This window comes from Pedobacter sp. 01T416_2 (genome assembly GCF_056398925.1).
The window spans coordinates 1-11,117 of the sequence record NZ_JBFTQI010000094.1 but is presented as its reverse complement, the minus strand read 5'-3'; the positions used below and the strand labels follow the sequence as shown (position 1 = coordinate 11,117).

Below are 11,117 nucleotides of genomic sequence, written 5' to 3'. Positions count from 1 at the left end.
TATTCGGGCCGGGCCATCAGTTGTATCTTTTGTTCTGGAACGATGCCGCGTCTGTCCCTGACGGGGGGAAGTATCATGGTCAGGGTTTCTTTAGCAGAGTTCCCTGTGGCTATCGGAAATATAAATAATCTGCACAACTAACACTTGGATATATTAAACTGATAACACGCACACAACCGGAAGCCCGACAGTAGGGTATGGCCAGATCAATAGATTAACAAATAGGTAATATGAGCATAATTTGCCTGGTTTACATTTGGCTAACCTAAGCTAAATGTAGTCAGGTGATGTTCAATTGTGGGTCCCTGATTTTAAAATGTAAAATATATCTTACGAAAAGAGTATGGAGGGTTTACAGTTTTGCCTTTGGAATATATAAACCTTGGATGGTCCGTCCACCAAAGATCAATTTAAAATCTAACTAAAATTAATTAACAAATGAAACTTATCAGGAAATTGCCTTTTAGGCGTTTATCTCGTATAGCTGAATAACCTGACACCAATGAGGCTGATTGTTGAAAATAAGCATGTCACAATGCAAGGCTGTTAAGCCGGCCTTTTGCATTTAAAGGCGGATCATATTTTTACCAATTATCTATTAACTATGAAAACAAAAATGAATCTACTCACACTTTGCGYGGTAACTGTCATTTGCGGATGCAGTAAGCCAATCGTTACTGAAGATCCGGCAGATTTGAGTGCTGGCCTGGTGCCCGGAAAACAATTGGTAGCCGCTGCGCTAGGGCGGGTAAGCACTGTTGTACACCCAGGGATGCTTCATTCTGCGGCTGATTTTACGCGGATGACCAGTAAGGTAAATGCAGGGGCACAACCCTGGCTGGATGGCTGGAATAAACTTGTAGCCAATGGCCGTTCTGCAGCCACCTATGTTCCGCGGCCGGTTGATACCATTGTGCGTGGAAGAGCAGCAAGCGGAAGGGCTGAAAATTATATCCTGGCCTGTCAGGATGCTGCAGCTGCCTATCAGAATGCACTACGATGGAAAATTAAGGGCGATGCTGCTTGTGGCGCAAATGCCATAGCGATTATGAATGCCTGGGCTGTTAAGTGCAAGTATATTGATGGGGACAGCAACAAACAGCTGGCGGCAGGCCTGCAGGGTTACCAATGGGCCAATGCTGCAGAAATTATGCGGAGTTATAATGGTTGGTCGGCAGCAGATTTTACGGCTTTTAAAAATTTTATGCTGAATGTATACTATCCGGTTTCGAGCGATTTTCTGAATAGACATAACAATACCTGTAATACACATTACTGGTTTAACTGGGATATGTCCAACTTATGTACGGTGTTGGCCATAGGCATTCTTTGCGATGATGTGGCCAAGATTAATTATGCAATAGATTATTACCAGCATAGCGGGACCGGCACCGCCTTTATCGGAAGAGTGACTACGGCTACATATCCAAATGGTATGGACCAGGGCCAGGAGGCGGGGAGAGATCAGGGGCATGCAACAATGGAGGTTCCTCTTTTCGGTACTTTTTGCCAAATGCTGTATAATCAGGGACAAAACTTTTTCGATTATAACCCCTGGAGCCATGTTAATCCGCCCCTTTTAGGGGTTAGTGAATATATCGCGGCCTATAACATCAATACAACCAATACCGTCCCGTTTACAACTTATAACAACTGTGAAAATTCAAATCATACGGTTATTTCAAGCGCTGGACGTGGCACCATACGCCCGGGATGGGAACTGGTTTACAATTATTATGTGAAGGTAAAAGGGAAAACAGCTGCCTATACTACCCAATTTGCTGCAAAAGTACGGCCTGAGGGCGGTGGTGGAGATTATGGACCAAATAGTGGAGGTTATGATCAGCTCGGCTTCGGAACCCTTACTTTTTCCCGTTGATCGGCAATTGCTTAATACTTCAAGACAAAGACTTTATCGATCAGGATGAAGTCTTTGCCGTATATGATGCGGTTGTTAGTTTATCTGCTGAATTTACTTTATAAATTTTTAAAAATTTTTGATTATGGGAGCGGTAAAATGGCGTCCTTGAGTGGTTTTGTGATCCCGAAGGGCTATTTGACCAGGTATAATTTTTAAATGGAACAACTGTTTTTTGCGGATGCGGGACCAAAATACCGGATTGCAGGCAGAGGTTTTTCCAGGGCCGGATTTTTTGTAGGTCCACAGGTAAAGCGTGAAAGGGGAAATACGGGATTGATATGAAGTTTTATTCAGGGGAAGGGAGATCACTGCTTAACAAAACTGGATAAAAAAACCGGGAAGAATGAGTCTTTAGGTATTCAAGTTTGTATAAGAAATCATCAGATAAGGCGTTATTGTATAGTTTGGTTAAAAAAGTCTCCACCATACCCGCATCCGAAATAGCCATAGCATCAAAAAACAGCATTCTTTGGAAATCTGTATTGGTATGTAAAATGCAAATGTATTTTCCAACAATGTTTATACTTACTACGTCATCCGTGTATATAGATTTTCTTATTTCTATATCTTGGGCATATTCTTCTCCAAAATGATTGATATTTTTAGCAATCTTATCTGGATCTTGAGTATAGCTCAGAAAGCTGTCGTTTTTATTGGCATCTATGTATAATACGATCGGGTTCTGCTTCATAAAGGTTCGTTTCTTAAACTTAATAAAGCTCTGGCGTAAAAACAAGTTGTTTTCATATTTTGCAGACTATTGGTCAGGATAGCAAGGTTGCCATTCTTTTTTATGGACAATATACAGCAGTGTTAATCTGTAACATGGACTTTTGCGGCATAAAGCGCTTCGCTGTTTATTCCACGGTTCCCTGTACATTTTAACTTGATGCTGTCTCTGTCTGGCAAAAAAAGTATGGTGCTGATCCAGGTGTTGAGATAAAAACTTCTCGTGGRTTTTCGTTTGTATGTTGTTCTGTTTCCAAGATTAAGGCTTTCTGGGCATAGCTTAAGGAATGCTTTTTTAGTAGTCATTGTATTTAATATTGTAGCGTTCAATTTTTTATTTTAGAAAGTCCCTCATGATTAAGTACCGTTATTTTTGTTCCGTTCCTATCAATAATCTGCTGATCCTCAAAATCAGATAAGGTGCAGCTTACCGTTTCAGTGGCTATGCAGGCCATCGCGGTAAGATCTTCCCAGGAGATATTTATTAAATTATCATTTACCTTTGTCTGTCCATAAAGCTGGAACAGTGTATCCGGCCATTTTTTTTCTCGCTGAATTATAGGCAAGATCTAAAAGCTGCTTTTCCTTTTCCCTATTATCTCTTGAAAGTAAATGGATAAATTTTCGGACCACCTCATGGCTATATTTATCAGTCGGGGGGTATTGCAGCGAACAACACAACAGAAAATGATGAAATACAAAAAAATAAAACCTTGCAAAGAATTAGACCCCTTTATTCATTTCTATTGGGAACTGAAGGGGAATGAGCTTGAAAGACAATGGGAGCGGGTTTTTCCAGATGGCTGTGCTGGTATAGTAGTGAATTTGGGAAATACTTGTTTGACAGATAATGGCTCRGTTTCGATGGACTTTGGGAAAACTTATGTAGTCGGTGCAATGAATTCTTTCAAAGACAGCTTAATTGACCGCGATACACGTTTAATGGGCGTGTGCCTGAAACCTGCAACTTTTGCTAATTTCTATAACTATGCTTCACAAAATGAGTTGACTAATGATACCGTTGAGTTTGAAAAATATAACTCATTTAATGTTGATAAAATACTTGACAACCCATTTAATTATTTTGACCATTTTTTTTCAGAAAGAATAAAAAGCAAAAACAACCAACTGCGATCAGCTATCGATGACATACATTCAACGAACGGACAAATCAGTATTTATGAGCTATCAAAACGGAATTTCACAACGGTACGACAATTGGAGCGAAATTTTAAAAAGCTCATTGGTCTGTCACCAAAAGAATATTCAAATATTATCCGTTTTCGAAATGCTTTGAGTTTAATCAAAAATTCAAGGCAAAACCGGAGCTTATTGGATATTGCATTTGAATGTGGCTATTATGACCATTCGCACCTTAGCAATGAAATCAAGCGAAATACTGGACTTTCACCGTCACTACTTTAATTTGTCGCATTTTTACAAAGTGCAATAGGTTGTAGAAAAGTAATTTTGCCGAAACATTAAAATTTAAAATATATGCGAACAATATCACTTTTCATTGCAATGAGCCTAGATGGTTACATTGCAAAACCAAATGATGACCTAAGCTTTTTGAAACTTGTAGAAAAAGAAGGGGAAGATTATGGTTATGCGGAATTTACGTCCAAAATTGACACCATAATTATTGGTAGAAGAACCTATGACTATGTAGTTAACGAAATCGGAGCATCTCATTACGATAACGGACAACGGGATGTTTATGTCATAACAAGAACTGAAAGGCCGAAAGTAGGCAGAACGACTTTCTATACGGGAGATATAACTGAATTACTCAAAGGTTTAAGGTCTGAAAAAGGAAAGAATATTTATTGTGACGGTGGTGCTGAAGTTATAAATGAATTATTGAAACAAAACTTAATAGACGAGTTTATCATTTCGGTTATCCCAGTTTTATTAGGTAACGGGATAAGACTTTTTAAAGACGAAAGACCTGAGCAAGCAATTGAACTCAAAACAGCAAAAACATTTGATACTGGACTGATACAATTACGGTACGCGCGGAAAAAGTAAACAAAGGACGACCAACAATGGGTTGCATTAGGCGGCCTAAACAGCAAACTCAATGGCAGCTTACTTTTGTTTCACAGATAGCAACTCGTACGTCAAATGGAAAATAATTGTCCTAGAAAAGAAGTGTCTTGTACCCATTTAGGTTTGCAGCTTTTGTGATAAATTTGGTTATCTCCTGCGGACCTGGCCATTTGCTGTATCTTTTGTTCTGGAACGATGCCTGCTCTGTCCCTGACAGGACAGTTGGTATGCAAGACAGGGATATTAATTAATGATTTTTTGGACTAAGCTTCCTCTATTTCGGAGCTATTTTTTGATAATCTTTACTGCATATTTCAGAGGAAATGGGGAAGAACATGAATTCTTAATTTTTAAGCTATTTAAATACAAAACCTGCAAGTATCATAGTAGTTGCAGGTTTTAGCTGTTACCAAAACAAAGGCTTGGGTTSAGTTTTCCAAAAAATTATCCTGAATTCCTCTGAATGGTTGCCGTCTCCTATGGTATGGCTGTCCTGGCCTTCGCCCAGGCGGAGCTTATGGAGCATTCCGGAGTGGGAGCCCACCCAAAGGGTCTGCTCGTCGTCGGAAATAGCCATGCCGCTGATGCTAGAGCCCAAATGGTGTCTCCATAAAGTTTTTCCGTCTTTGTCAATTGCCCTGATATAGCCATACGCGTCGCCAAGGATATAATATTTGGAGGCTGCTATTCCCGAATAAACGCGCATCTGGTCATCCAGTAGCGTAAAATCCCCGTTTTCTTCATAAGCAGGTATAGAGATGCCGTTCAATCTGTCTGTATCTACGCCGATGCTGATCCCGTTGTAGAAATGGCAGGAATTGGTCAGCAGCTGGCTGCCGTCTTTGGAAAACAGACAGTAATGCGGATAGGAGGATTGTGGCCCGATTACTCCAATCTGGTTCCCTTGGGGATCGAGAATGCGGTGATCGCTGCACTGATCGGCTACTATGATGAACTGGTTGTCGTCAGATATGGCGGCATTTTCCATATCAATGTTAGGGTTCCATTCTTCATCATCTTCATCTGCTACCGGATGGATCATCTGTTCTCCTTGGCGGGACAGGATGAAAATGCCTTCAGCGGTTGTCAGTAGGATTTTTTTGCCGTCGTTGAAGGGGACCATTTCGGTAATGCCGTGATCTGAATCTTCGCTGAGCGTAAATTCTGCGATTATTTCCCCCTGCCAGCCTTGGGTTGTGGTAATCTTGTCCTTTACCGCAATGGCAAATACCGCTCCGATTTTGGATTTACCGATGGCGCGGATATTTTCATCCAGTTCCACGAGGTCRCTGCCGTTTAGCAAAAAGGCCTGTCGCTGCTCATAAGGGGATCCGGTAAGGAAAATAATCTTTTGCCCTTCGATGAACTGGAGTTGGCAGATGCTTTGTGAATTGTTGTTCATCAGGCCGGTCAGCGGTGCATGTGCAGGTGGGAAATCCTGCCTGAATTTTTGAGTTTCTCCTTTTTCATTGGCTTCTTTTAGCAAGGCCAGTACCGCCTGGGCAAGGTGTTCCCGATCATCGCTCGGGTCTTTTCCTTTCCAGTTGTCCCAGCCATGTTCTTCTGCAAAGCGGACCATTTCGTTTACGGCGCTGGCATATTCGGCGCCTTTTGTTTGCCATTCCTGCTGAATGTTGCTGTTTTTTTTCTTGAAGAGATTAAACACGGTATCGTTTTTTTGTTTTTCCAATATAGAAATTATGCGTCGATGTGAAGTATTTTATCGACCGTTTTGCAGCCGTTGAGATAGTTTGCACTATTTGCCGAGCGTGATTTTTCTGATTAAATTATTTCCCTGGTCTGACACATATAAGATGGTTTGGTCAGGACTTAGTGCCAATCCGGCTGGATGGTTGAACGATGCCGTTAAGGCGGCACCGTCAGCGTGTCCCTTGATGCCTGAACCGGCCAAAGTTGTGACCATGCCTGTACTTGAAATTTTTCTGATCACATTGTTCGATGCATCTGCAACATATAGATTGGCTTCCCTGTCCATCACGATTGCCTTGGGATTGTAAAATGTTGCAGCTGTGCCCAAGCCATCCCCCCGGCCATAAATGGCAAAATTTCCGGCGCTCTGCATCCCTGCGAGCACTGTAAAAGAACCACTGTCATTAACTGATTTACAGATACGGTGATTGCCGGAATCGGCCAGATAAATGTAACCTTTATCATCTACCCAGATCTGATAAGGTTGTTGCCAAAATAAACCACTAGGCCCTGAGGTTCCCGAGGCCAGTTCGATAATATCTCCCGTGGCACTGCGCTTATAGATCCAGCCATATCCGCTATCGGAAAAGAAGATCTGATCGTTTTTATCCACAAAAATACCTGTTGGTGCGGTAATTCCGTGGGGCTTATTCTTGATTACTGAGGTAACTGCACCGGATATACTGATTTTGCGAATGGCATAGTTGCCTGAATCTGCAACAAAAATTTCATTCTTTGTATTGATAGATAAGCCAACCGGATTTAAGAAGCTGGCATTTGAACCCAGGCCGTCGCTGTAACCTGATTGTATTTTTCCGGCAACAAAAGTGACGTTTCCCGATGGGCTGATTTTGCGGATCATGTTATTCCCTCCATCGGCTACAAATAAATTGCCCTGACTATCGGTAGACATTCCGCTCGGGTGTTTGAAATAGACTGTTGTCCCAATGCCGTCGGTCGGCGTAAAATCCCCCAAAATAGTACTGACTATCTGATCAGCTGAAATTTTTCTTATCTGGAAATTGTTTGCATCACCAACATACATGGTACCGTCTGAAGTCAGTYCAACAGAGACGGGATAATTAAAACTTGCCGTGCTGACGGGGCCATTAACCACGCCACTGCTACCGGTCCCTGCATAAGTGGTGACCGATCCTGTTGGGGTGATTTTTCTGATTGTCTGGTTTCCAGAGTCAGCCGCATATAGATTACCTGTAGCATCGATGGTCAATCCCATCGGGAATTTAAACGATGYGACATTGCCGCTACCGTTGGCAGACCCTGGCTGGCCGGTTCCGGCCAACGTGGATACGTTGCCGTTTTTATCGATCTTCCGGATGCTATGGTTCTGCCTGTCTGTTATGAAAAGATTATCTGCTGCATCTATTGCGATATCTTGGGGGGCATTAAATAATGCCGCTGTACCCAGACCATCGCGGTTTCCCTGGTTTACGCCTCCTGCAAAGGTGCTTACATTGCCTGTCGCATCTAGTTTTCTGATCAATGAATTATTATCGGTGATATAGATATTCCCTTTTGAATCTATGCCTATACCTCTTGGAAATGTGAATGAGGCTGAAAGTGCCGGTCCGTTTACAATTGCCAAAGGACCATTTCCAGTTGTTTGTACACCGTTTCCGGCAATGGTGGATACCGTTCCGTCCGGCGTAATTTTACGGATGTATCCTGTTCCGCAATCTACGGCCAGAATATTTCCGGACCGGTCGAGTACCATGCCCGAGATATTACTAAAAATTGCGTCTGTTCCCTTGCCGTCCTTATGGCCAGCGATACCGGTTGTACTCCCGGCCAAAATTGAAGCAGTTCCGTCTGGTGCAATCTTCCTGATGCAGTATTTCCCTTCATCTGCTACAAATACGTTGCCATTAGCGTCTGCGACTATACCGTTCGGGGATTTTAGTTTGTTTATGTCCGCAACAAAAATCCCCGCAAATGTGCTAACTGTTGACGTGGTTGCACCGGGTGAGGGAATAGTCGGCCCAGGCTCTGTTCTTGGTTTTTGGCATGACAAAATAAAAAAAGAAGATATAAGGATGCCACAACTGAATAGTTGGACCGTGTTTTTGGAGAGTTGTGTTAACATTCGAATAATTATATATGCAATTATAACAAATATTGGATATAATGTCTTGCTACAATCAATTTTAGCAATTGGGATTCCGAGAATAATGTTTGTTGCTGGGTTTAGTTAATGTTGTTAGGGGGTGGGTTGTTTTTGGCTGACCCCTAAAGGACCGGGCAATCTGCTATATCTTTTGCTCCAAAAGGATGCCGCTTCTTTCCCTGGCAGGGAGATTGCGTCCAAGTTAAAAAATGGAATGCACATTTTTTTATCCGGTCCAAAGTTTATCGCATACGTTTTCGATCTCTTTGCCTTGGTACTGAGGAGATGAGGCGGTTCACCTTGCGGTGCAATTTGGCATAGTCAAAGGGCTTAAATATGATCCCTTCGGCTTGGCTGGGTATCTGGTAGGCTTCCGATTCCAGCATTGCTGTGATCAAAAGGACGGGGATGTCCTGCGTCGCGGGATCACCTTTGATGGTATTGCACAGTTCCCTTCCGTCAGCATTGTCGAGCAGGATATCCATGACGATAAGATCGGGTTGGAAGTCTGTGATCGCAGTCTGGAGCTCATCGCTATTGTTGATGCCCGTAACAAGGTAGGACTGGTCCTCCAGTACCGCCTGAATAACTTCGGCATTGCTCTGATCATCATCCAGTACAAGAATCTTGAACATAAAATTTTCCTGTTAAATGAAATTAAATAAAGCTATTGTCCGTTTGTCTTCTGGGAAGCATGGGCGGTATCCGGCGATTGTCATTTATGATCGCAGTCTAAACTGGATATCTACGGTTCGCCATGGTGGCGGGTATCCGATTAAATGCCGTCTTTTGGACCTTGCCTTTGATCCCCTGTGGATTTATGGAAGAGCTTAAATTTAAGTAATAAGGGGATAAAAAACAAAAATTGATGGTAAAAACATTGTGATGGTGGTTTATTGATTTCCCTTTGGGATACCGGAGCTGTCAGCTTCTAAGCATATCGTCAGATCTTTGATAAAAGGTCATCGATCGGTTGACTAATGGTCAGGATACGGTGTTTTTTTCTGAAACAGGGATTTTAGCTGTTTTTCAGGGGGACCTAACCAAACCGYCCCTAATATTGCCTTTGGGTCTGCCATCCGCCTCAGCCAGGTGTCTACAAAACATACTTTGAGCTGTGCCATACCGATGGAAGTAAAGAAAACCCAGCAGGTACTAGGGACTTTATCAAACCCAGTCACGATAGCAATTTAGAAACAATACCATTGGAGCAGGGCAAATCCTAAAACGGGAAGTTTAAAATTTTTGCAATACATCAAAGTCCAATTCCCCCAATATTGGATAATAGCAGCAAAATAATGCCCAAAATTGCGGTAAATTAAACTGTGCTATGGAATCATTTGGCTTTGAGAAACTTCCTGAGATCATCCGTCAGTTATTTGAAAAAGTAGAACGGATCGAAGAAATGGTCTCAGATCTTAATCCGGTTGACGACGGATCGAATGACCTTTTAACGGTTAAGGAAGCTGCTGATTACCTGAAGGTTTCCGTGCAATCCTTATATTCTAAAGTCAGTAGAATGGAAATACCGGTAAGCAAGCCGGGCAGGCGATTGTACTTTAGCCAATCGGAACTCAAAAATTGGGTTTCAGCTTCCAGACGTAAAACTGCATCTGAAATCATTCAGGAATCGCAAAGTAAAAGCAATCATTCGGATAAAAAGGACATGTTCATTTAGCTTGTGCCAAGTTTTTCCTCATTTCGGTGCAGGATAAAAATCGCTGGTCTTTTTTCTTGACCATCACGGACACTTTCATCCTCAACATCTTTAAGCAGCATCCTGGCTGCCGCCTGGCGCTTGGTCTTATCCACGATTTTTGCATAAATTTCGGTATTTTTTAAGGAGCGGTGACCTAGCAGTTTAGATACCGTGTAAATATCAGTACCCAGTTCAAGCTGAAGTGTAGCAAAAGTGTGCCTGAAACTGTGGAAGGTGATATTCTTAAAAATGCCCGCGGCAGTACACCAGTTCGTGAAGAATGATTTAAGCTGACTGTACTTCAGACCAGGAAAAAGTAAATCTCCCGGTTTCATTCGGTCTCCAAGGCGGGCTACAGCCTGATCCGATATTGGCATTACCTCTGCCTTCTCTGTCTTACCTTGCGAAAATTGAATTTCGAAACTGCCCGGTCTGCCCCTAAGTTCAGACCAGTGTAAGGTACTTACGTCTGACCACCTAAGGCCGGTAAGTCCGGAAAAAATCGCTGCATTTTTCATCAGATCCGAACTGGCAGGCGTATCTGCCAACTGCTGAAATTCTTCCATCGTCAGTCTTTCCCTGTTCGTTTCCTTTGGTGGTATAGGATCGACCATGGCATGCAGATCCAGCGGGATGAGCTTTCGTCTGTAGACATGGCGTAATACCGCCCGGAATTTGGCATAATAAGTAACTGCTGTATTCCTTTTGATCGGCCGCCCGTAGCGCGAGATCCCAGGTCCGCTCAACAGATAGTTTTTGTAATCCTCGCACAGAAAGTCAGAGAGTTCAGGCAGACGCAAATCCTGACCGCTAAAAGCGATAAAGTAACGCAGTCCCATTTCCCAGTGATCGTTCATTGATTTCCGGCGGCTTTTGGACAC

At 42.6% G+C, this 11,117-nt stretch carries 10 protein-coding genes; 4 read left to right on the top strand and 6 right to left on the bottom strand.

Annotated features, from left to right (window positions below):
- The first annotated feature begins 604 nt into the window (after positions 1-604).
- Positions 605-1,879: an alginate lyase family protein gene (locus AC1DPQ_RS06220; RefSeq protein WP_477608434.1), complete on the top strand. Its 1,275-nt coding sequence runs from the start codon at positions 605-607 to the stop codon at positions 1,877-1,879.
- A 328-nt stretch (positions 1,880-2,207) separates the two neighbouring features.
- Here the strand turns inward: AC1DPQ_RS06220 and AC1DPQ_RS06215 are convergent, their stop codons facing one another.
- Together AC1DPQ_RS06215 and AC1DPQ_RS06210 are read right to left on the bottom strand one after the other, a co-directional pair.
- Positions 2,208-2,612, bottom strand: a complete 405-nt coding sequence (locus tag AC1DPQ_RS06215) for a hypothetical protein (protein ID WP_477579501.1) — start codon at positions 2,610-2,612, stop codon at positions 2,208-2,210.
- Positions 2,613-2,976: 364 nt separating this feature from the next.
- Entirely contained in the window at positions 2,977-3,216 is a 240-nt protein-coding gene (locus AC1DPQ_RS06210) for a helix-turn-helix domain-containing protein (protein ID WP_477579503.1), read from the bottom strand.
- Positions 3,217-3,286: 70 nt separating this feature from the next.
- Between AC1DPQ_RS06210 and AC1DPQ_RS06205 the strand changes: the two genes are divergently transcribed.
- Complete coding sequence (locus tag AC1DPQ_RS06205; RefSeq protein WP_477579505.1) at positions 3,287-4,075, top strand: DUF6597 domain-containing transcriptional factor; 789 nt, start codon at positions 3,287-3,289, stop codon at positions 4,073-4,075.
- 72 nt (positions 4,076-4,147) lie between these two features.
- A complete protein-coding gene (locus AC1DPQ_RS06200; protein ID WP_477579507.1) occupies positions 4,148-4,681 on the top strand; it encodes a dihydrofolate reductase family protein in 534 nt (177 codons plus the stop codon).
- A gap of 427 nt (positions 4,682-5,108) precedes the next feature.
- Here AC1DPQ_RS06200 and AC1DPQ_RS06195 read toward each other — a convergent pair whose 3' ends face one another.
- The 3 genes from AC1DPQ_RS06195 to AC1DPQ_RS06185 form a co-directional block, all read right to left on the bottom strand.
- Positions 5,109-6,392: a WD40 repeat domain-containing protein gene (locus AC1DPQ_RS06195; protein ID WP_477608432.1), complete on the bottom strand. Its 1,284-nt coding sequence runs from the start codon at positions 6,390-6,392 to the stop codon at positions 5,109-5,111.
- A 66-nt stretch (positions 6,393-6,458) separates the two neighbouring features.
- On the bottom strand, positions 6,459-8,444 hold the full coding sequence (locus AC1DPQ_RS06190) for a hypothetical protein (RefSeq protein ID WP_477608431.1): 1,986 nt from the start codon (positions 8,442-8,444) through the stop codon (positions 6,459-6,461).
- 335 nt (positions 8,445-8,779) lie between these two features.
- Positions 8,780-9,172: a response regulator gene (locus AC1DPQ_RS06185; protein WP_477579513.1), complete on the bottom strand. Its 393-nt coding sequence runs from the start codon at positions 9,170-9,172 to the stop codon at positions 8,780-8,782.
- Between the two features lie 695 nt (positions 9,173-9,867).
- Between AC1DPQ_RS06185 and AC1DPQ_RS06180 the strand changes: the two genes are divergently transcribed.
- On the top strand, positions 9,868-10,215 hold the full coding sequence (locus tag AC1DPQ_RS06180; RefSeq protein ID WP_477608429.1) for a helix-turn-helix domain-containing protein: 348 nt from the start codon (positions 9,868-9,870) through the stop codon (positions 10,213-10,215).
- On the opposite strand, the gene AC1DPQ_RS06175 is transcribed toward AC1DPQ_RS06180, so the two are convergent.
- Complete coding sequence (locus tag AC1DPQ_RS06175; RefSeq protein WP_477608427.1) at positions 10,212-11,093, bottom strand: tyrosine-type recombinase/integrase; 882 nt, start codon at positions 11,091-11,093, stop codon at positions 10,212-10,214. The genes AC1DPQ_RS06180 and AC1DPQ_RS06175 overlap by 4 nt on opposite strands.
- Between the last annotated feature and the right edge of the window lie 24 nt (positions 11,094-11,117).

Bases quoted from the DNA above. Each gene is read 5' to 3' on its own strand.
- AC1DPQ_RS06185 (WP_477579513.1), bottom strand. From the start codon at position 9,172: ATGTTCAAGATTCTTGTACTGGATGATGATCAGAGCAATGCCGAAGTT.
- AC1DPQ_RS06180 (WP_477608429.1), top strand. From the start codon at position 9,868: ATGGAATCATTTGGCTTTGAGAAACTTCCTGAGATCATCCGTCAGTTA.
- AC1DPQ_RS06200 (WP_477579507.1), top strand. From the start codon at position 4,148: ATGCGAACAATATCACTTTTCATTGCAATGAGCCTAGATGGTTACATT.
- AC1DPQ_RS06215 (WP_477579501.1), bottom strand. From the start codon at position 2,612: ATGAAGCAGAACCCGATCGTATTATACATAGATGCCAATAAAAACGAC.
- AC1DPQ_RS06175 (WP_477608427.1), bottom strand. From the start codon at position 11,093: ATGAACGATCACTGGGAAATGGGACTGCGTTACTTTATCGCTTTTAGC.